Source organism: Zhaonella formicivorans (genome assembly GCF_004353525.1).
In the GTDB taxonomy this organism is placed as follows: domain Bacteria; phylum Bacillota; class DUOV01; order DUOV01; family Zhaonellaceae; genus Zhaonella; species Zhaonella formicivorans.
This window is the reverse complement of record NZ_CP085524.1, coordinates 660,076-680,846: the sequence shown is the minus strand read 5'-3', so window position 1 is coordinate 680,846 and position 20,771 is coordinate 660,076. Positions and strand designations below refer to the sequence as shown.

Sequence of the window (20,771 nt, the reverse complement as noted above, 5' to 3'; positions counted from 1 at the left end):
ATCAACTCCTTTACCCGGACATCTTTCTTTAAAGAAGTCAAGACTAAAAACCAACTATTATACAATTTTCGTTGCAGGTTTGAATAAGCTCGTTACTGAAAAAGTGTCTGCCCGAAAGCAAGTCCCCGATAAACCCTTCCGAAACTTCTAAACCTACAATCCGTCCCTCCGGAAAATCAAACAGCAAATCTACTGCTGTCCCCAGCTCATTTCCTTGATTACAAAATATCCTGATACCTTTAATTTTTTGCCAGCTGAAACAATTTTCATGCGGCACAAATTCGCTGGGTTCGGCAGTCTTGAGCAAAACCGCATCTCGTCCCATACTGGCTACGGCATTGAAAGCATACTGCTTTAAATCTTTTTCATTTCTAGCGGCGACTTGTAATGACAAGACTTGCTCCAGGTTGCTGCTGCAAAAAAGATCGTTTACTTTCCCCAGGTTTTCGCCGTTTTCCAGGCAGATTACCGGAAGTCCAATAACATCCCTTCCTTTTAACAACCGGTTACCCCCTCATCAAATAAGGGTTTTAACTTTATTATTGCCACCAGTCGAAAAAATAATGCTATCTCTAACTTTTTACAGGAAAAAAATAACAAAAAAAATGCGTAACTTGTACGCATTTTCATTCGAGCCTTTTGTCGATGGTCCCGCCGCCTACCACCAGTTCTCCTTGGTAGTAAACTACGGCTTGCCCCGGAGTTATGGCCTTTTGGGGCTCATGAAGCACAACTTCCACGGCTCCCTCTTCCGCTCCCGGGTAAATAGTAGCTTTAACCTCATCAGCCTTATACCTGATTTTAACAGTAACTTCTTCCGGTTTAGTCAGTTTTTCAAAAAGAATAAAATTGTTGTTTTTGGCCAAAATTTTTTGCCCTTTTAATTCATCCAGCCTGCCCAAAACAACGGCGTTTTTTTCAGGTAAAATATCTACGACGTATACAGGGTAACCAAAAGCAATACCTAACCCTTTGCGCTGGCCGATAGTGTAAAAAGGAATACCCCGGTGCTGTCCCAAGACTTTACCTTCCGTGTCGATAAATGGTCCCGGCTTAATCTCGGCCACCGCCTTTTCCGCAATAAATCTCCGGTAATCGTTATCGGTGACAAAACATATTTCCTGGCTTTCAGGTTTGTTTGCCACTCTAAAGCCGAATTCCGCCGCCATTTCTCGGATTTCAGACTTGGTAAAGCCCCCCAAAGGCATCAATGTCTGTTTTAATTGCTCCTGAGTAAAGCCGTAAAGAACATAGGTTTGATCTTTATTTTTATCCTTAGCCTTGGCCATTAAATACCTTTGCCTGTCCCCATCATAAAAAATCCTGGCATAATGGCCGGTTGCCACATAATCCATACCCAGCTGCCTGGCTTTGTGCAATAACGCATCAAACTTAACATATTGGTTGCATGCAATACACGGGTTTGGCGTACGTCCCCGCATATATTCATCTACAAAATAGTCAATTACTTTTTCCTGAAACAAATCCCTGAAATTTAGCACATAGTAAGGTATATCCAGCTTTTGCGCTACTCGCCTGGCGTCTTCTACCGCGGATAAGGAACAACACGCAGTTTCGTCGGCAGGCGCCGGTGCATCTGCCGGCCAGATCTGCATTGTTACACCGATCACTTCATAACCTTGACGCAGCAAAAGAGCGGCGGCTACGGAACTATCCACGCCGCCGCTCATAGCTACCAAAACTTTTTTCTTTGCTTCCACTAAATCTCAACCCCTGGACTTAAGGTTAGCGACAATCTTCCCACATTATGTCCCTTTAGCAGGCTTGGTTCTTTTCACTTTTTTGCTTGTAGTCTTCGATTGCCTTGTGCAACGCATCAGCGGCTAAATTAGAACAGTGCATCTTAGCAGGTGGAAGTCCGTCCAAAGCCTCCGCAACCTGTTTATTTGTTATTTGCAATGCTTCTTCCAATGTTTTACCCTTCACCATCTCTGTAACCATACTGCTGGTGGCAATGGCGGCGCCACAGCCAAAAGTTTTAAACCTGACATCTTTAATTTTGTTGTCCTCGACTTGGATATATATTTTCATGATATCCCCGCAGACAGGATTGCCTACTTGGCCTATGCCATCAGCATTCTCCAATTCACCAACATTACGGGGATTGGTAAAGTGATCCATTACTTTCTCACTGTACATTGGTATTTCTCCTCTCCTATGCTTTGTTCATATAACGGAGACATTGCCCGCAACCTTTCCACAATGGCTGGCAAGACTTCCAAGACATATTCAATATCCTCTTTAGTATTATCTCTCCCTAAAGTCATTCTTAAAGATCCATGGGCGATTTCATGGGGAATTCCCATGGCTAAAAGTACGTGGGACGGATCCAGAGACCCCGAGGTACAAGCTGAACCGCTTGAAGCAGCTATACCTTTCATATCCAAACTTAGTAGCAGCGATTCACCTTCGATATACCTGATACTAACGTTCACATTGCCCGGCAGTCGTTTCTCCCTGTGTCCGTTCAATTTGACTTCGGGAATTCGCTCCAAAATACCCCTAATCAGCATATCCCGCAGTTCAGTGAGCCTCTCCATTTCCTGCTCCAATTCCTGGCCTGCCAGCTCAGCCGCTTTACCAAAACCTACAATACCCGGTAAATTTTCCGTCCCCGGACGGCGCTTTCTCTCCTGCCCACCCCCGTGAAACTGGGGTTCAAGGCGGACGCCTTTGCGGACATAAAGGCATCCAACCCCTTTTGGTCCATAAATCTTATGGCTGGATGCAGTCAAAAGGTCAACCTGCAGCTTGTTCACATCTACAGGGATTTTCCCTACGCTCTGCACCGCATCGGTGTGAAAAATTACCCCTTTGGACTTGGCTATTCGGCCAATTTCTTCAATTGGTTGAATCGTGCCTACTTCGTTATTAACATGCATGATGCTGATTAAGGTGGTTTCATCTGTAATGGCCTTTTCCACATCCTCCGGGTCGACCATACCTTCGCTGTCCACGGGAATATACGTAACTTTAAATCCCTGTTTTTCCAGGTATTCAAAGGTGTCTAAAACTGCATGGTGTTCGATGGTAGAAGTAATCAAATGCTTCCCTTTTTTGCTATAAGCTTGGGCAACACCAATGACGGCCAGGTTGTCCGCTTCAGTGCCACCGCTGGTAAAAATGATTTCTTGGGGATTGGCACCTATTAAACCGGCTACCTGCTCCCTGGCATTTTCCTGCGCCTTTTTAGCTTCCCGACCGAAACTGTGAATACTGGACGGGTTGCCGAAATGAGTTGTTAAGTAGGTGAGCATAAGCTCTGCCACCTCCGGGCGAACCGGGGTGGTTGCGCTATGATCAAGGTACACTTTCCTCATCCTAGGACTCCTTCTTTCTAGATGTAATACATGTAATAGTCATTAGATTGGTTAACTTTTGCCGCTTCTTGAACCATATCTTCCAGTGTTATGGAATCTAAAACATCGTTGATGCTGTCCCTGACTTTTTCCCAAATTCCCCTGGTAATACAGGTTTCGGCACGGCAACATAAATCCGGCTCTTCTTCATTGACACAATCCATAGGAGCAATTGGTCCTTCTAAGACGCGAATCACGTCACCTACGGTAATTTCAGCCGGTTCCCTGCCCAAAATATAACCTCCCTGGGCACCGCGAATGCTTTTCACCAAACCCGCTTTGCGCAAGCCGGAAATTAATTGCTCCAAATAATGGTCTGATATATCCTGCCGCTCGGCTATGCTTTTTAAAGATATGGGACCTTCGCCGTAACGCAAGGCCAGATCAAACATCGCCCGCAAGCCGTATTCTCCTTTGGTGGATAACTTCAAAACCGCACCTCCAATCCCTAGTAATTTCCTCGGTTTTCTATATCGTAGCAAACTGCTTGGGTATTGTCAAGGACTAAAACCGAGTTATTTACTATGAATTTACTATGCCTCTGAACCTTGTTCTTTATGCAAGCTTTTACTTAAAGCTTTTTCCGCACCGTTTCCACTTGGCCGGTAATAAACGCTTCCCAGCAGCGGTTCGGGCAAATACTGCTGCTTTACAAAATTTCCAGGAAAATCGTGGGGATATAAGTAATCTTTACCGTGACCAAGTTGTTTAGCACCGGAGTAGTGCCTGTCCCGCAGGTGGAGCGGAACAACTCCAATATCTTTTGTGGCAACATCCCGCAGTGCCTGATCAATGGCTGTAATCACCGAATTGCTTTTGGGGGCGCAAGCCAGGTAAATACAGGCTTCTGCCAGAGGAAGCCGCGCCTCTGGCATTCCTACAAATTCCACTGCTTGGGCAGCAGCCGTAGCAATGGTTAGAGCATGAGGATCGGCCAGTCCCACATCCTCTGCAGCCAAGATAACCATCCGCCGGGCTATAAAGCGAGGATTTTCACCGGCTGCCAACATCCTGGCCAACCAATGCAGACTGGCATCGGGATCGGACCCTCGCATGCTTTTGATAAAAGCAGAGATCACATCGTAATGCTGATCACCGCTTTTATCATACAGCACTGCTCTTTCCTGAATAGACTCTTCCGCCACAGCCAAATCGATGTTAATGTAGCCTTCGTCGTCCGGCGGAGTTGTTAAAACTGCTAATTCCAGTGCATTCAATGCCTTACGGGCGTCGCCACCGGACACTTGTACAAAATGTTCCAAAGCTTCCGGCGTTATTTTTACCGGCAGGTTTCCTAAGCCCCGTTCTTTGTCTTTAAGGGCACGCTCCAAAATAACCCTTACTTCTTCCGATTTTAATGGCTCTAGCTTAAAAATTCTGGAGCGCGACAAAAGGGCAGGGTTAACTTCAAAATAGGGATTTTCGGTAGTTGCGCCGATTAAAATAATTGTTCCGTCTTCTACGTAGGGAAGCAGGGCATCTTGCTGCGCTTTGTTAAAGCGATGTATTTCATCAATGAACAAAATGGTTCTTTTTTGATACATTCCCAATCTATCTTTAGCTTCCTGCACCACTTGGCGGATTTCCCCAACCCCGGCAGTGACAGCATTAAGCTGAACAAATTCCGCTTTGGTACTTTGGGCAATAACTTGGGCAAGAGCAGTTTTTCCTGTACCCGGAGGTCCGTAAAAAATCAGAGTAGACAGTTGGTCGGCCAAAATCGCCCTACGCAAGAGTTTTCCCGGCCCAACAATTTTTTCTTGACCTATATATTCTTCTAAATTTCTAGGACGCATGCGCATAGCTAATGGGGCATTCCTCTTTTGTTCTTTTTGCCTGCCGTAATCAAATATATTCATTATCTCCACCTACCCGTATCATTCCCTTTATTGAGAATGGCGGTTAGAAAATCTAACCGCCATAGAGCACTAAGATTTAAAAATATTAAACAGCTCGCTTAATGAAGTTGAGTACATTTTCGCGGGATTGGAATCCCATCAGCTTTCCCAGCAAATTTCCGTTTTTAAACAAAAGTAACGTCGGAATACTCATGATACCGTACTCTGCCGCAATATCTCCGTAGTCATCCACATTTAGCTTGGCTACTATCAGTTTCCCGTCATATTCCCTGGCAACAGATTCTAGTATAGGTGCTATCATACGACATGGTCCGCACCAGGCTGCCCAAAAGTCTACCAGCACAGGTGTTTCTTGATTAATTGTCGTTTTAAAATTTTCCCCGGTTAAAGTAAAAATCTCTGCCTCCACCAGTTTCTCCCCCTCCCGGTTACTTGATGAATTTCTTTAAGACATCAATTAACTCGGTCACCATTTCCTCCTGTTTGCCCAATTCAACGGCGTTCTTCAGACAACCCCTGCTATGATGTTCAAAAATAATCAATCCTACTTTATCCAAAGCAGCTCTGACAGCAGCAATTTGAATTAGCACATCAACGCAATATTTCTCTTCCTCAATCATGCGCTGAATGCCTTTAATCTGCCCTTCGATTTTCTTCAACCTTTTTTGCAGGTCATCTTTTGAAGCAGCGTAGGAAACCACTCGTTTCCCTCCCTATCCATGACTATAGGTATTATATAACAGTTTCCAAAATAATGCAATTTAACAGTACCTTGAAAGCCAACGTTTGCATAAACTATCTGAAATGCCGTTTAAATCACAATCAGCTTAATAAAGACTGCTCCTTTGCTAAAAGCTGGTTGACCACAACCCCGGCTAGCATCAGTCCGGCTACCGCAGGCACAAAAGAAATACTGCCCGGTATTGCTCGCCGCTTGGTGCAGTTACCGTCGCCACCAGGGCAAATACAGTAATCCTTGCAGCTCACTTCTAAGCGTTTAGGAGTTAATGCCGGCTGGGGTGAATAGACTACGGTAACCCCCTTTTCTATTCCTCGTTTGCGCAATTCTTTTCGCACCACTTTTGCCAGTGGGCAAGTCCTGGTTTCGGAAATGTCAGCTACCACAAAAGAAGTGGGATCTAAGCGGTTACCGGCGCCCATGCTGGATACAATTGGAATCCTCTTCTCAAGTGCATAAACAATTAAATCGATTTTAGCCGTTACAGTATCAATGGCATCCACAATAAAATCCAAATTGTCATGCACCAACTCTTCCCTGTTTTCCGGGGTATAAAAGGCGCGAACAGCTTCCACCTCGGCATTAGGGTTAATATCGAGGATTCGCTCCCGCATTACCTCCACCTTAGCCCTGCCTACTGTTGAGTGCAGTGCATGCAGCTGCCTGTTGACATTCGTTAAACAGATCTCATCATAATCTATAAGTACTAATTTCCCTACTCCTGCCCTAGCTAAAGCTTCCGCAGTAAAGGAACCCACACCACCTACGCCGAAAACAGCAACTTTGGATTTAGCAAGCTTCTTAAGACCTTCAGCCCCAATGAGAAGCTCGGTTCTGGAAAATTGATGCAACATCAACTTATTACCGCCTCACTATCTAAAAAATACAACAAAGTATATTTCCGATTTTTGGCACAAATTAACCCCGCAAATGCCGTGCTGCCGCTGTTTTGAACCTGCTCTCGCAGGTGGGTGCCCTCCTGAATGTTTCCTGTTCCCCGGTTCTTGCCAGGCCTACATTCCCCATCCAGAGTCCAGTCTCCCTTATTATTGGTGTTGGCTCAAAACTTACGGCCCCCCACGTGCACCGCAGGGTATAGGTTAAACTTAATAAGCGTTTATTATTATGTTTAACCGTCTTCAACCCGTTTTATACATGCAATCAATAAGCTTATACTTTACTTTTTAGTAACTACATCAAGTTTGATATGCAGCTCCCGCAGTTGCTTGTTTGCTACTGTAGACGGGGCCTGGGTCATCAGATCGGTAGCGCTTTGTGTCTTAGGAAACGCTATTACATCCCTGATAGTGTCCTTGCCGCACATCAACATCAGCATCCGGTCCAAACCAAAGGCTATTCCACCGTGAGGCGGAGTGCCATATTCAAAAGCTTCCAACATGAATCCAAATTTTTCTACCGCCTCTTCCGGGCTTAAGCCCAACAAACTAAACATTTTTTCCTGGATGGGGCGACGGTGAATCCTGATGCTTCCTCCGCCCAATTCAATGCCGTTTAAAATCAAATCGTAAGCTTGAGCCCTGGCTATACCTGGATCAGTATCTAAAAGTGCCAGGTCCTCTTCCAGGGGAGCAGTAAATGGATGGTGAATAGCTACATAGCGCTTCTCTTCCGGATCCCATTCGAGAAGCGGAAAGTCAATTACCCAGGCAAAATTAAACTCTTGCGGGTTGATGAGATTTAATCTTTTAGCAAATTCCAAGCGCAGGTGTCCCAGAGCATCAGCTACAACCTGCGGAGTATCGGCAACAAAAAGCAGCAAATCTCCTGTTTTGGCCCGCAGCCTCTCTAGGATAGCATTCAACTCAGTTTCAGTAAAAAATTTAGCAATAGGAGATTTTAGCCCTTCCGGAGTTAAAGCAATCCAAGCCAGGCCTTTTGCCCCGTAAACAGCTGCTAATTTAGTCAAATCATCTATTTCTTTTCTGGAGTAATGAGCGCAGCCTTCAGCATTAATACCCTTGACCTGGCCCCCTCTGGCCACAGCTTCACTGAAAACTTTAAAACCAGAATTAGCAACAATTTCCGATACATCTTTCAATTCAATGCCAAAGCGCAAATCCGGTTTATCGGAGCCAAACCTGTCCATAGCTTCTTGATAGGTTAAACGGGGAAAAGGAACGGTTAATTCGACACTTAAGGTCTCCCGGAAAATAAATGCCATCATATTTTCCACCAAATTGATAATGTCTTCTCTTTCTACAAAAGACATTTCCATGTCCAGCTGGGTAAATTCCGGTTGGCGGTCGGCCCTTAAATCTTCATCCCTGAAGCAGCGGACAATCTGAAAGTACCTGTCCATGCCCGCAACCATTAGGATCTGCTTAAAAATTTGCGGTGATTGGGGCAGCGCAAAAAACTCGCCCGGATGCACGCGGCTGGGGACCAGATAATCCCTGGCTCCTTCCGGAGTGCTCTTGGTCAACATAGGCGTCTCTATTTCCAAGAAACCATGTTTATCTAAAAAATCGCGCATAGCTTTCGTTGTTTTATGCCTGAGAATCATGGCCTGCTGCATGTCCGGACGGCGCAAATCAAGGTAACGATAGCGCAGCCTTACAGTTTCATCCACGTCGATATTTTCAGCAATGTAAAACGGTGGTGTTTTTGCCCTGTTTAGAATACGCAATTCTTCAGCATAAACTTCAATTTCACCTGTAGCCAGGTTTTTGTTAATTGTACCCTCGGGGCGCGCCACGACCTTGCCGCGAACTGCCAGGACATACTCGCTGCGCACTTCTTCGGCTTTCTCGAAAGCTTCTGCAGATATTTCAGGATTAAATACCACCTGTACAATTCCCGAACGGTCCCGCAGGTCCACAAAAATCAGACCACCATGATCCCTGCGCTTGTGTACCCAACCCATCAAGACCACTTCGGCATCGCTATCTTTTAAATTTAATTCTCCACACCTATGACTTCTTTTCAGCCCATACATTGTTTCAGCTTCTTTCAGCATTTACTCTCCCCCTAATTTTCCTAAAAACTTTCTATTTATTTTCAAAATAGACACCCATGCTTATCGTCAGCACCATCAGAGAAATGAAAATTGTAACCCATTGTGTTGTAGCTGCTCCTTTTGACGAGCCATAGAGCGCTCTGTGAAGAGTTTGAGTGTAAGCGGTCGGAGCAGCATGGACGCTGCGAGAGCGCTGGAGCGGCAAGGACAAAGCGAGAGCCGCGTGCCGCTGAAAGTCCGTGGCGAGCAGTTGGTGCTCCTGATTCAGACAGTGGGAGCAACAGGATATAGACGTTACAGTTATTTTCAATTTAGACCTAAACCTTTTGCTTAACGTAAGCACCAATTTCGGCAAGGTTGACTTCAGTCTGCTGGCCCGTCCGCATTGATTTAAGCATCGCCTTGCCTTTTGCCAATTCTTCTTCTCCTAAGATGACTACATAATTGCAACCCAATTTGTCTGCAAATTTCAGTTGGGCTTTAAGACTTCGCGCCAGATAATCTTTTTCAGCTCCCACACCTTGGCGCCGCAGTTCTTGAACTAATTTAAATGCTGCCAAATCTTGTTCCGGAGCAACAGTGGCAATGAAAACTTCCTGAGACGCGGGCAAAGCGGCCAAAAGGCCTTGTTGTTCCATGGTGAGTAATATTCTCTCCAAACCCATGGCAAAACCGATACCCGGTATGGCAGGGCCCCCGCATTCCTCCACCAGGCGGTCGTAGCGTCCGCCTCCGCCAATGGAGCTTTGCGCCCCGATGCCCTCTACCATAATTTCAAAGGCGGTTTTAGTGTAGTAATCCAGTCCCCGCACTAGATAGGGGTCAATTTTATACTTTATGCCTACGGTTTGTAAGTAAGTTTCCACTTTTTCTAAATGTCCGGCGCATTCAGGGCAGAGACAGTCAGTAATCGTAGGAGCTCCGGCCACCAGTTCCTGGCACCGGGGGCTTTTGCAATCAAAGATGCGCAAAGGATTTTTTTCATAACGCCCCTGGCAGGTGGGACAAAGGTCAGCCAGACTGGCCGAAAGGTGTTCCCTGAGCTTATCCCTATGGACAGGGCGGCATTTAGCGCACCCTACGCTGTTGATGTGCAGCTGAAGGTTTTGCAGGCCCAGGCGCTCATAGTAATCCATGGCTAAAGCAATAACCTCGGCATCAATACTTGGATCCATGGAACCAAAAACTTCAACCCCAAACTGGTGAAATTGCCTGAATCTCCCAGCCTGCGGCCGCCCATACCTGAACATTGGGCCAATATAATAGAATTTGGTGGGCTGGGCAGCAGCATAATACTTGTTCTCCAAAAAGGCCCTAACCGTGGGGGCAGTCCCCTCCGGCCGCAGGGTAATACTCCTTTCCCCCCGGTCCTGAAAGCTGTACATTTCTTTTTCGACAATATCCGTAGTTTCGCCTACACCTCTGGCAAAGAGTTCTGTATGTTCGAAAATCGGTGTGCGAATTTCCCGATAACCGTACTGTCGACAAATGCTATGGATAAGATCTTCCAGGTAGCGCCAGTGTTCAACCATTCCTGGCAGAATATCGTTAGTTCCTCTCGGGCGTGTAGTCAACAATTGCAAACCTCCCTCTGGATAAATAATCTAAAGTCTTTAACATAATAAAACTCCCGCCACTATAACTTGGTATAGGGACGAGAGAACTGTTTCCCGCGGTGCCACCCTTGTTGAATAACAAAGTTATTCCACTTTAGCGGACTGATAACGGCAGTCCCCGGGTAGGCTTTGGCAATGAGCTTTTCGCCTCCAGCTCGCAGGTGTCTTTCGCGGGCCCGTATGAGAAGGGCTTACAATCGCGGCCCTTCCTCCCTGGCAAACAAGCTTACCGTTACTCTTCCTGCTCATAGCTTTGTAACGTATTAATACTTATGCTATTTTACTCAATTTCAGATATTTTGTCAATTTTTCTGTCGATCAATTCCGTTCCTCTACGGAGATAGTCCAGCAAATCTTTAGGGTTATATTCAGCCTTGAGGCTAAAATCCCTTGAATTAACGTATTTCGTACCTGCCCCCACCCCAAAACCCAAGAGCGTCTGTCTTTCTTCCATAATCTGGATATTATAAATGCATTCATAGCCGGGCTTCGCGTAGCCGACATTTTCCAAATTGGCCAGGATTTTTTTCTGCCTGTACATGTAATAAGGCTTAAGCCCCAGCTCAAGGGCTTTTTCCCGTGACAAAAGAAGCATTTGGGACACTGTTTTTTCCGAGGGTAAACTAGCGATTGCTTGTTTGATAGACGAGGCCTTTTTGATTGCCAAAGTATGAACGGTAAGATTATCGGGAGCAATGGTGGCAATTTTCCCCATGGTATCAGCCACATCTTCCAAACCTTCGCCCGGTAAACCAAGGATTAGATCCATATTTAAAGATTTTATCCCTGCTTTTCTTACCAGTTCCACTGCCCGGTACACATCCCTCACTGAGTGTTGCCGGCCGATAGCGCTAAGTGTGCGCTGCTGCATTGTCTGGGGATTAACGCTGACCCGGTCAACTGCCATATTCTTAAATAACTCAATTTTCTCGCCAGATATAGTTTCGGGACGGCCTGCTTCTACGGTTACTTCCAGCGTGCTGTCCGAACGCAAATTAGCATTGATAGTTTCCAGGAGAGCTGCCAAATGCTTAACGTTTAAACTGGTAGGAGTCCCCCCTCCCACATAGATTGACTCAACCAGGATGCCTTTACCACGCAGCGCTTGTCCTGCTGCAGTAATCTCCTGGAGCAACAGATGCATGTAATCTTCGACTAAATTTGCGTACCTGGTGATGGCAAAGGCAGGAAAAGTGCAGTAACTACAGCGGGTCGGGCAAAAAGGAATTCCCACATATATCCCAACTTTACTTTTTTTCGTACCCGGAAGCGGTAAAAAATCCCTCTGCCTTAAAGCGATCTCCAGTAACAATTCAGCCTTGGTAACATCAAGACAATAATTCGTCACAAGAGTTTGCATCATCTTTTCTTGGGACAACCCCTGATCCAAAAAGCGGTGGACTATTTTAGTAGGCCTAATGCCGGTTAAAATTCCCCAGGGGAATTTTTGCCCGAGAGCCGCGGCAAAAAGCCGGTAGGTAATAAATCGCACCAGCCTTCTGAATTCCGGGTCGGCAAAATTTTCGAAATCCCCGGCAATTTCTGCAGTTAGCGGGCGTCCTGCTCCTAAGGTGAGCATTCCCAAGAGATTTCTATCTTCGACCTTCAACCATAACTCCCCTTCGGGCTGATCAGGCTGATTTAACTGGGCCTCAGGGTCAAACAGCCAAACCACATCCTGGACAGTGTTAAACAAATCCTGGCTGGGAAGGTGTAAAAGGATCTTCATCTTTTAAACCAAAAATGGGTTACTTTGCTTTTCTTTTTCCAAAGTACTGCTTGGCCCGTGGCCAGGGTAAATTAGATAATCCCCCGGAAGGACCAAAAGCTTGTTCTTAATGGATGCCAGCAGTTCTTCCTGGGAACCGCCTGGAAAATCAGTTCGGCCCACAGATCCCGCAAACAGTGTATCACCAGTAAAAACAAAATTCTTCCCTTTCAAACTTATCCCTCCAGGAGTGTGCCCAGGCGTATGCAAAACCTCCAAAATAACAGTGTTACCTATTTTTATGACATCTCCATCTTGCAGCAGCCTGTCCGCCGGCGGACCGCTAATCTCCATTCCCATGTATACAGAGAGATTTTTCCCGGGATCGGTTAAGTATTCCGCGTCAGCCTGATGGATCAACAGCTCTGCCCCAGTAAGTCTTTTCAGTTCACCGTTAGCCCCGATATGGTCCCCGTGTCCATGGGTATTAATAATGTATTTAATATCAAGTTCTTCTTCCTGCACCAAATTAAAAATATCCTGGCCGTCAAACCCAGGGTCAATTATAGCCCCCTCTTTCGTTTCCTGGCAGCCGATGATATAGCAGTTTGTGGCAATTTGCCCTGTTTTAATGGATTTAAAAATCAATTCCAACCCTCCAACTCTCATCCAAAGAATCGTCAAGTTTTTTTTGTTTGAAGTTAAAACATCTTTTGGCTGTCTAACAAAATTGTCACCGGTCCATCATTAATAATCTCCACTAACATTTCTGTCTGAAAGCGACCGGTTGCAACATTTACTCCCTTGGCAGCTACTTTCTCCACAAAATATTGGTAGAGCTCATCAGCCCTTTCGGGACGGGCAGCCAGCGTAAAGCTGGGCCTACGGCCATTTCTGCAGTCGCCTAAAAGTGTAAATTGAGACACAACCAGCACTTCCCCGCTTACGTCAAGCAGGGAACGGTTCATTTTACCTTCGGCATCAGGAAAAATTCTCAGATTAACAATCTTATCCGCCAGGTAAGCGGCATCTTGTTCCCCGTCCCCCTCGGCCACTCCTAATAAAACAACATAGCCCCGGCCAATTGCCCCTACTAACTCTCCGTCCACAGTTACGCTACCTTTAACCACTCTTTGTACCACTGCTCGCATCTTATCCTCCCATATTCCCATGCGGCGTTATTCGTTTTACTTCCATTACATCTTTTACTTTTTTAATCCTTTCCATAATGTGGTGCAAATGATCCAGGCTTTTTATTTCGATCTTCAGATCAACCGTGGCCAGGTTGTTTTTAGTTGCCCTGGCATTTACAGCGTTAATTGTAGTCTTAGTATCAGCTATTGTAGTTATAATATCCATGGCTAACCTAGGCCGGTCAACGGCCACCGCTTCAATCTGCACCTGGTAGATGGCCTCGGCTTCCGTATCCCATGCTACTTCAATAATTCTTTCGAACTCATCCTTATGGTGATGGATAATATTTGGGCAATCCTCCCTGTGGATGGAAACACCTCTACCCCTGGTGATATAACCGACAATTGGGTCCCCTGGCAAGGGATTGCAACACCTGGACAGGCGTACCATCACATTTTCAATTCCCTTTACCCTGACTCCTTGGGAGGGTTTGCCATAGCCGTTCCATGGCTTGACCGTTACCGAAACTTTACCTCGTTCTTTTTCTACCTTGGCCAACGCATTTTCCCTGAGTTTGGCGATGACCTGCAGGGGCGTTAACCCTGCTCCATCGCCCAAAACCGCATACAAATCCTCAACTGTGGCGATGTTAAACTTTTTGGCGACTTCCAGTAAGTGACTCTGTTTTAGAAGTTCTGCCTCCAAATTTTGTTTCTTAGCTTCTTTCTCTAAGAGTTCCCTGCCCTTAATTATATTTTCATCCCTAGTCTCTTTTTTGAACCACTGTCGAATGCGGTTTTTTGCTTGCGAGGTTTGTACAATTTTCAACCAGTCCCTGCTGGGGCCACTGCTTTTAGAAGTCAAAATTTCAATAATGTCCCCGGTTTTTAACTGGTAATCCAAAGGTACAATCCTGCCGTTAACCTTGGCTCCCACACAGTTATGGCCCACCGCCGTATGGACACGATAAGCAAAATCAATTGGAACGGAACCGACTGGCAGTTCAACTACGTCCCCTTTAGGAGTAAAAACATAAACCCGGTCGGAAAACAAGTCGGTTTTCAAAGTATCTACGAATTCCCGCGCATCCCGCAAATCTCGCTGCCATTCCAAAAGCTGCCGCAGCCAAGATAGTTTCTGGTCAAAATCTTTATCCCCTGCCTTCCCTTCCTTGTAACGCCAGTGAGCAGCGATACCGTACTCGGAAGTACGGTGCATTTCCCAGGTCCTAATCTGCACTTCAAAAGGTTCGCCCCTGGGTCCAATTACTGTAGTGTGCAGCGACTGGTACATGTTGGGCTTGGGCATAGCAATATAATCTTTAAATCTGCCCGGAATTGGTTTCCACAAGGTATGGATAATACCAAGTGCTCCGTAACAGTCTTTAACGCTGTCCACGATAACCCGCACGGCAATCAAGTCGTAAATCTCACTTAACTCCTTGCCTTGTTTGACCATCTTATTATAAATACTGTAAAAGTGTTTGGGCCGTCCTTGAATATCCGCTTGGATCCCGATTTCATTTAACTTTGCTTGTAAAATCTCGATGACCTCATTAATATAGGCTTCCCGTTCCTGGCGCTTCATCGAAATACTCTGCACTAATTCATAGTATTTGTCCGGCGCCAAAAAGCGTAGCGCCAAATCCTCCAATTCCCATTTGAGCCGGAAAATGCCTAAGCGGTGCGCAAGGGGGGCAAAGATCTCCAGGGTTTCTTCTGCTATTTCCTTTTGCTTGTGGGTATCCTGATGCTTCAAGGTGCGCATATTGTGCAGCCTGTCGGCCAGTTTAATTAAAATTACCCGAATATCTTTAGCCATGGCCAGAAACATCTTGCGCAGATTTTCTACCTGCTGCTCCTCTTTTGATTTATATTCAATTCTGGATAATTTGGTTACACCATCAACCAAAAGAGCAATTTCCTGCCCGAAAGCATTCTCCAGTTCTTCCAGAGTAGCGGTAGTATCTTCAACTACGTCGTGGAGCAAACCTGCAGCAATAGTTATAACATCTAACTGCAATTGAGCCAAAATATATGCTACAGCTAAAGGGTGAATAATAAATGCCTCTCCGGATTTCCGCTTCTGCCCTTCATGGGCCCTGGAGGCAAAAGCATAAGCATCCTTGATTAGGGCCAGATCTGCATTGGGGTGATAAGATAAAACTTCTTTAATTAAGTCCTCCAGGGTCATGGATTTCACCTTCTTACATCTTTTTTTTAAACTTCAATTAAAACGGATATTGAATCAGAGATATTACATCGTAATCAGCTAAATTCTCCCTACCTTTTAGTTCCGTTAATTCAATAAGAAAAGCTACCCCTGCTATTTCCCCGCCGCTTCTCTTGACCAAATCGATTGTTGTTGCAATTGTTCCTCCGGTGGCCAGTAAATCATCTACTACCAGCACTTTTTGTCCTGGCTTGATAGCATCAATATGCATTTCTAACTCATCTGTGCCATATTCCAGTTGATATTCTCCCCGCATTGTCTTAAAAGGGAGCTTTCCGGGTTTTCTCACGGGAACAAATCCGGTACCCAGTTGTAAAGCTAAAGGAGCCCCAACTAAAAACCCGCGGGCTTCGGGCCCTACAACCAAATCAATTTCTTTATCGGCACATTTCTTGGCCAATTCCTCTATAGCGAATTTAAATGCTTCGCCATCCAACAGTAAAGTAGTAATATCCTTAAAACTTATTCCTTCTTTAGGAAAGTCAGGTATTACTCTAATTTTAGTTTTTAAGTCCATTATCCTACCCCCATCGTAGCCTCCCAAGGGAAAGCTGAATTATTAAATGCTACCAGAGCAGCAAACTCAATTTGTCCTTCAGTAAAATAGGCTGATTGTTCCAGTTCAACCTCTCCAGCTATATCTAAAGGGTAATATGCCTTGTCTTTCCGGTAAATTTTTTTCAGTTCACTAAGTATCTTCAGCCCAGAAGTTAACTTAATTATTCCCAGCCGTTTCAGAGGCAAATTCAACTGCTGCGCCAAGTAGAGTATGTTAAGCGGTTGACCGTTAGGTAGAGTTTTAAGAACCCTTACTAAATTCATGAGAAATATTCTGTCGGGAAACATTGCCTTCAGCACCTCTTCATTGGTCACCACGTCCTCATCATTCCAAAGCAAGTATACAGGACTGGTATGAGCCGAATAAGTTCTTAAGTAAAACTCTTCTAAACTGAAAGGCGGCTCAAAAAATACCCTAGCTGTGATTTCGGGCCAGTTATAGAATTCCAGAAACTGGTTAGTAAACACAACCTGAGAATCCTTAAAGGTAAAATGTTCTGTAAGAGTCTCATTACCAAAGAAAACCTTTATCTTATCCTGGAAAGACGGGTAGAGTCGAACAAGCCTTTCAGCCTGGTCAAAAGCAGCTTCCCGGTAATTAAAATAGACAACTATTTTTTCGCCCGAATCGACCATCTCCGCTAATCTTTTTGTTTTTTCCGTTCCGCGTTCATCGTAAATATTCGGCCTATAGCTTGCCTCTGAAAAGAAACATGCGTAGTCAAAAATTTCAACACAACGCTGTGGGAATATCGCTTGCAGTTTTTGCCAGGCAGCCTCAGTGGTAACAATAACTTTACCTATTAAACTTTCGGGGTTTACATGATGGGTTATGTTTTGACCATCCACCTTAATCACTTGCAAGCCGTACATCAGCATATGTCTTTGCAAAAAATCGGCCAATCCAGTACATATACGCCTTAAGGGCGCTTTGATTATGCATATTATGCCCAATCTTGCATTTGCTAGCAACTTATCCAAAAATGCAGCTATATAACCATTGAGTTTGGTAAATTCCCGTGGTACAGGTTCAAGCCGCTGGAGATCTTTTAAAAGCAATTGTAGCTTTGATCTGCCATTCCATTCATTTTCACTAAGCGTAAAAGCTGCATCTACTACCGGTTTTGTCATTCCTACCTGAAAATTATTTAAAAGTGGAGCCAGATTAAATCCAATAGCATCCATCTCCTGATTTTTATCTATCAACTTGGCTTTCAAATGATTGCCATTTTTCCCAACTACCCGGTATTCAGCCAACTTAACACCGCGGCAGCATAAGATGGGCTCCGGATTACCGGTTCCGTATGGCTCCAGTTTTTCCAGTTGCTTATACAATTCAGCGTTAATTTGCTCCAACCGTAGTTCAGCATCGATTGTTAAAATCGGTGTCAACTTGTCAGAAGTCAATACTTCATCAGCATATTCGTTAAGCATGTCCTTAAAGCGAGGTATATTTTCCACTGCTAAAGACATACCTGCTGCTTGGTGATGACCACCGTATTTTAAAAGCAGTTGTTCGCAACTTTGTAATGCTTTAAATAGATTAAATCCTGAAATGCTCCGCCCGGAGCCCTTAGCTTTATCCCCTTCGATAGACATTAATATAGAAGGCCGGTAATAGCGTTCGGTTATTTTTGAGGCAACAATGCCGATAACTCCCGCGTGCCAAAGGGAAGAGGCCAGGACGATTACTTTTTCCTTGGTCAAATCTATCTCTTTTTCTACCCTTGCACAAACCTCACGATAAATCTGGGTTTCCACCAACTGCCGCTCTTCATTTTCCCTGTTTAGCTTATTTGCCAGTTCCCAGGCTCTTTGCTCGGAAGTTGTTAAAAGCAATTCTACAGCAGGTGCTGCACTTCCAAGTCGCCCTGCGGCATTAAGCCGGGGCGCCAACCCAAAAGCCACCTGACCAGTAGTTAAAAGCTTTCCTTCCAAGCCGGCAACTTGCATTAAAGCCTTAATTCCCGGTCTTTGTGACGCAGTCAAGCTTGGCAGCCCGTACTTAACAATAATTCTGTTCTCTCCCGTCAAGGGAACTACGTCGGCAATAGTGCCCAGCACCACCAGGTCCAGCGTATCTCCTGCCAACGTCCCATTAACCGGAGGCAATGATTTTACCTTATATAAAGCTTGAGCCAGCTTGAAAGCTACTCCTACCCCTGCTAAATTTTGCAGTCTGGAGGAAGGAGCGACCTTTGGATTAATAACAGCTACCGCAGGCGGGATTTCTAGGCCAGGCTGATGGTGATCAGTGACAATAATATCAATCCCCAGCCGGTTAGCGTAAGCAACTTCTTCACAAGAAACAATTCCACAGTCCACCGTTATAATTAGATCTGCCTGTACCTCTTTTTTGAGCCAATCCAATGCAGATTTATTGAGGCCATATCCCTCCTCTAACCGCTCAGGAATGTAGTAACTGACCTGCCCTCCCAACCGGTGCAAGACCGAGGTTAATAAAGCCGTACTGGTTATGCCGTCAACATCATAGTCACCATAAACCAGTATTCTTTCCCCTAATTGCAAAGCCCGCATGATCCGCTCCACTGCTCTGGTCATGTCGGGTAATTCCCAAGGATCTGAAAGATCTGCCAAAGTGTGGAATAAAAAGGCTTCTGCTTCTTCTGGCGAAGTGATTCCCCTGTTAATTAAAATCTGGGCAATAACAGGCGGAATTTGCAGTTTGAAACTTAAATTATCCTGTAGCTCTAAATCCTGCGCTGCTATCTGCCATACTTTAAGGCCTGCATACATAAAGGCCTCTCCTCCATGCGTACATTATAATTGATGTGCTAAACTTGAGCAAGCAATGTCAAATTGTGCATAAAAAAACACCCGGAAAAACTCCAGGTTGAAATAAATTCGACTTATAATTCGCTCTTTCCTGCCCCCAAAAATGATTTTACATTTTTCTTTAAAAAACGCAGCTAAAAATAGCTTATTAAAAACCAGATGTTTAAAATAGTAACAGCAATAACCCTGCCCATCCAGCCCCCAAATGTCAAGAACATTGCTTTTAACCCTAAGCGGCTGTACCTGCGCAACAGCGGCAGACCCATAACAGTGCCAAAAACCCCGCCAGCTAGCACCGGCGCCAGCAGCATTCCAACAAGTATTCCCAAGGAATAACCCCCAAAAAACAGCTCACGCAAGGGAAAAGGATCAAGTATCTTTTTACTCAACCTGTCTAGCAACAGGGAAAAAACCATTGCACCGGTACTAATGCCTAAAATAATCAGCAGTTCAGAGCCGGAAATGGCTTCCAAGCCATCCGCCATAGATATTCCTACCAGCAGCAACAGATTAAACAAAACACCTTTATAACCGTATAACGCTGTAACAGCTATTCCAAATAAGAGCAGTATGGTGATGGCAAATAGGACCACCGGGTTCACCTCGGCTTAAGATTAACATCTTATTTTGCCCCGAAATGCGACCGCATAAGCATTTGCCATTAATAAACCTAATTGTAAGGCAGCTAAGCTGTAAGTTTAGACGATCTTGAAAATGATAACCCATTGAGTCGTAGCTGCTCTCGTTTGATGAGCCTTAGAGCGTTCTTGGCGAAGTCATCCCTGAGCAGCGGACACAATAGTTACATTTGTCAGTCTTCTGCTGGTGCTGCGACAGCCGCATGACTGTCTGTCGCTTATTTAGCAAAATAAAAAGTACCCGCAGGTACTTTTTATTTTGCAGTTGCCGCATGCGCTCTTTTTTTGTTTTCAGCCATTTTTCTAAGGTCGATCCAGAGCGGGCTGGCGGTAAAGATTGAGGAATAAGCTCCGCTTATTGTACCAACCAGCATAGCCAGAGCGAAAACACGGGTTGTTTCGCCACCAAAGACTAAGATAGCCACAAGTCCGATAATTACGGTCAAAACTGTAGCAATAGACCTGAACAGAGTCTGGTTTATACTGGCGTTCACAACATCTTCAATGGCTTCTTTCTTGCTGTGCCGCAGGTTCTCGCGAATCCTGTCAAAAATAACAATAGTATCGTTGATCGAATAACCAATAATTGTTAAAAGGGCAGCTACGAATGCACTGTCCACTTCAATCCTAAATAGGGAAAAGATGCCGATAGTAACAAAAACATCATGTAGCAAAGCCAATACAGCCGCAATTCCAAAATAAAACTCAAAGCGAAAAGTAATATAAATAATCATTAAAACCGAAGCAATAGCCAAAGCGTAAATTGCTTTCATTGTCAGCTCTTTTCCAATAGTTCCACTTACCTTTTCATTACGGTGGACTTTTAATTGGCCAAACTTGTCAGTCAGCCCTTTGATAAATGCCTTGCTTTGCTCTTCGGTAAGTTCTGTCGTCCTGAGGATAAATTCATTTTCACCGGCCGCTTGAATTTGGGCCGTTACTTTTAATTCTTCCGTAGCAGCCCTTAGTTCGCTGCTGGTAACCACTTGAGAAAATTCAATGTCAAGCAGGTTGCCCCCTTTAAAATCTATGCCCAAATTTAATCCCTGCAAGGCAAAAGAGATCAAACCAGGAATAATAATCAGCAAGGAAAGTATATACCATATTTTACGTCTGCGTACAAATTCCATTTTC

At 44.9% G+C, this 20,771-nt stretch carries 19 protein-coding genes, 1 other RNA gene and 1 other annotated feature; all 20 genes read right to left on the bottom strand.

Annotated elements, in window-relative coordinates; all coding sequences use genetic code 11:
- Window positions 1–43 precede the first annotated feature (43 nt).
- Window positions 44–502, bottom strand: a complete 459-nt coding sequence (locus tag EYS13_RS03265) for a PRC-barrel domain-containing protein (RefSeq protein ID WP_227765887.1) — start codon at window positions 500–502, stop codon at window positions 44–46.
- A 124-nt stretch (window positions 503–626) separates the two neighbouring features.
- On the bottom strand, window positions 627–1,721 hold the full coding sequence (mnmA, locus tag EYS13_RS03260; protein WP_227765885.1) for a tRNA 2-thiouridine(34) synthase MnmA: 1,095 nt from the start codon (window positions 1,719–1,721) through the stop codon (window positions 627–629).
- Window positions 1,722–1,776: 55 nt separating this feature from the next.
- Entirely contained in the window at window positions 1,777–2,160 is a 384-nt protein-coding gene (gene nifU, locus EYS13_RS03255; RefSeq protein ID WP_227765883.1) for a Fe-S cluster assembly scaffold protein NifU, read from the bottom strand.
- Window positions 2,142–3,341: a cysteine desulfurase NifS gene (gene nifS / locus EYS13_RS03250; RefSeq protein WP_227765881.1), complete on the bottom strand. Its 1,200-nt coding sequence runs from the start codon at window positions 3,339–3,341 to the stop codon at window positions 2,142–2,144. Before nifS ends, nifU begins: the two co-directional genes overlap by 19 nt.
- 17 nt (window positions 3,342–3,358) lie before the next feature.
- The gene (locus EYS13_RS03245) at window positions 3,359–3,811 is read right to left on the bottom strand and encodes an RrF2 family transcriptional regulator (RefSeq protein WP_227765880.1); all 453 of its coding nucleotides are present in this window, start codon (window positions 3,809–3,811) and stop codon (window positions 3,359–3,361) included.
- A gap of 102 nt (window positions 3,812–3,913) precedes the next feature.
- Window positions 3,914–5,239 (bottom strand): AAA family ATPase, encoded by a 1,326-nt coding sequence (locus EYS13_RS03240; protein WP_227765877.1) that lies wholly within the window; start codon window positions 5,237–5,239, stop codon window positions 3,914–3,916.
- 85 nt (window positions 5,240–5,324) lie between these two features.
- Window positions 5,325–5,648 (bottom strand): thioredoxin, encoded by a 324-nt coding sequence (trxA, locus tag EYS13_RS03235; protein WP_227765875.1) that lies wholly within the window; start codon window positions 5,646–5,648, stop codon window positions 5,325–5,327.
- Between the two features lie 19 nt (window positions 5,649–5,667).
- The gene (locus tag EYS13_RS03230) at window positions 5,668–5,940 is read right to left on the bottom strand and encodes a metal-sensitive transcriptional regulator (RefSeq protein ID WP_227765874.1); all 273 of its coding nucleotides are present in this window, start codon (window positions 5,938–5,940) and stop codon (window positions 5,668–5,670) included.
- A gap of 121 nt (window positions 5,941–6,061) precedes the next feature.
- Window positions 6,062–6,832: a tRNA threonylcarbamoyladenosine dehydratase gene (locus EYS13_RS03225; RefSeq protein WP_227765872.1), complete on the bottom strand. Its 771-nt coding sequence runs from the start codon at window positions 6,830–6,832 to the stop codon at window positions 6,062–6,064.
- A gap of 63 nt (window positions 6,833–6,895) precedes the next feature.
- Window positions 6,896–7,076: non-coding RNA, 6S RNA (gene ssrS / locus EYS13_RS03220), on the bottom strand.
- Window positions 7,077–7,155: 79 nt separating this feature from the next.
- The gene (gene aspS / locus EYS13_RS03215; RefSeq protein ID WP_227765871.1) at window positions 7,156–8,955 is read right to left on the bottom strand and encodes an aspartate--tRNA ligase; all 1,800 of its coding nucleotides are present in this window, start codon (window positions 8,953–8,955) and stop codon (window positions 7,156–7,158) included.
- Window positions 8,956–9,272: 317 nt separating this feature from the next.
- Window positions 9,273–10,532, bottom strand: coding sequence for a histidine--tRNA ligase (hisS, locus tag EYS13_RS03210; RefSeq protein ID WP_227765868.1), 1,260 nt, complete (start codon window positions 10,530–10,532; stop codon window positions 9,273–9,275).
- A 70-nt stretch (window positions 10,533–10,602) separates the two neighbouring features.
- Window positions 10,603–10,829, bottom strand: a binding site (T-box leader).
- 22 nt (window positions 10,830–10,851) lie between these two features.
- Window positions 10,852–12,300, bottom strand: coding sequence for a coproporphyrinogen dehydrogenase HemZ (hemZ, locus tag EYS13_RS03205; RefSeq protein WP_227765866.1), 1,449 nt, complete (start codon window positions 12,298–12,300; stop codon window positions 10,852–10,854).
- Between the two features lie 3 nt (window positions 12,301–12,303).
- Window positions 12,304–12,927 (bottom strand): MBL fold metallo-hydrolase, encoded by a 624-nt coding sequence (locus tag EYS13_RS03200; protein WP_227765864.1) that lies wholly within the window; start codon window positions 12,925–12,927, stop codon window positions 12,304–12,306.
- A gap of 53 nt (window positions 12,928–12,980) precedes the next feature.
- Window positions 12,981–13,430: a D-aminoacyl-tRNA deacylase gene (dtd, locus tag EYS13_RS03195; protein WP_227765862.1), complete on the bottom strand. Its 450-nt coding sequence runs from the start codon at window positions 13,428–13,430 to the stop codon at window positions 12,981–12,983.
- Window position 13,431: 1 nt separating this feature from the next.
- Window positions 13,432–15,606 (bottom strand): RelA/SpoT family protein, encoded by a 2,175-nt coding sequence (locus EYS13_RS03190; RefSeq protein WP_227765860.1) that lies wholly within the window; start codon window positions 15,604–15,606, stop codon window positions 13,432–13,434.
- A gap of 37 nt (window positions 15,607–15,643) precedes the next feature.
- Window positions 15,644–16,162, bottom strand: a complete 519-nt coding sequence (locus tag EYS13_RS03185) for an adenine phosphoribosyltransferase (RefSeq protein ID WP_227765859.1) — start codon at window positions 16,160–16,162, stop codon at window positions 15,644–15,646.
- Window positions 16,162–18,960 carry a single-stranded-DNA-specific exonuclease RecJ gene (recJ, locus tag EYS13_RS03180; RefSeq protein ID WP_227765857.1) on the bottom strand — a complete coding sequence of 933 codons (2,799 nt, stop codon included), beginning with the start codon at window positions 18,958–18,960 and terminating at the stop codon, window positions 16,162–16,164. The genes EYS13_RS03185 and recJ overlap by 1 nt, the downstream gene beginning before the upstream one ends.
- Window positions 18,961–19,133: 173 nt before the next feature.
- Entirely contained in the window at window positions 19,134–19,592 is a 459-nt protein-coding gene (locus EYS13_RS03175; protein WP_227765855.1) for a hypothetical protein, read from the bottom strand.
- Between the two features lie 299 nt (window positions 19,593–19,891).
- Window positions 19,892–20,767, bottom strand: a complete 876-nt coding sequence (secF, locus tag EYS13_RS03170; RefSeq protein WP_227765853.1) for a protein translocase subunit SecF — start codon at window positions 20,765–20,767, stop codon at window positions 19,892–19,894.
- Between the last annotated feature and the right edge of the window lie 4 nt (window positions 20,768–20,771).

Coding starts and splice junctions, on each gene's coding strand:
- EYS13_RS03185 (WP_227765859.1), bottom strand. CDS start 16,162: ATGGACTTAAAAACTAAAATTAGAGTAATACCTGACTTTCCTAAAGAA.
- hemZ (WP_227765866.1), bottom strand. CDS start 12,300: ATGAAGATCCTTTTACACCTTCCCAGCCAGGATTTGTTTAACACTGTC.
- EYS13_RS03240 (WP_227765877.1), bottom strand. CDS start 5,239: ATGAATATATTTGATTACGGCAGGCAAAAAGAACAAAAGAGGAATGCC.
- secF (WP_227765853.1), bottom strand. CDS start 20,767: ATGGAATTTGTACGCAGACGTAAAATATGGTATATACTTTCCTTGCTG.
- EYS13_RS03225 (WP_227765872.1), bottom strand. CDS start 6,832: ATGTTGCATCAATTTTCCAGAACCGAGCTTCTCATTGGGGCTGAAGGT.
- recJ (WP_227765857.1), bottom strand. CDS start 18,960: ATGTATGCAGGCCTTAAAGTATGGCAGATAGCAGCGCAGGATTTAGAG.
- aspS (WP_227765871.1), bottom strand. CDS start 8,955: ATGCTGAAAGAAGCTGAAACAATGTATGGGCTGAAAAGAAGTCATAGG.
- nifS (WP_227765881.1), bottom strand. CDS start 3,341: ATGAGGAAAGTGTACCTTGATCATAGCGCAACCACCCCGGTTCGCCCG.
- EYS13_RS03190 (WP_227765860.1), bottom strand. CDS start 15,606: ATGACCCTGGAGGACTTAATTAAAGAAGTTTTATCTTATCACCCCAAT.
- dtd (WP_227765862.1), bottom strand. CDS start 13,430: ATGCGAGCAGTGGTACAAAGAGTGGTTAAAGGTAGCGTAACTGTGGAC.
- nifU (WP_227765883.1), bottom strand. CDS start 2,160: ATGTACAGTGAGAAAGTAATGGATCACTTTACCAATCCCCGTAATGTT.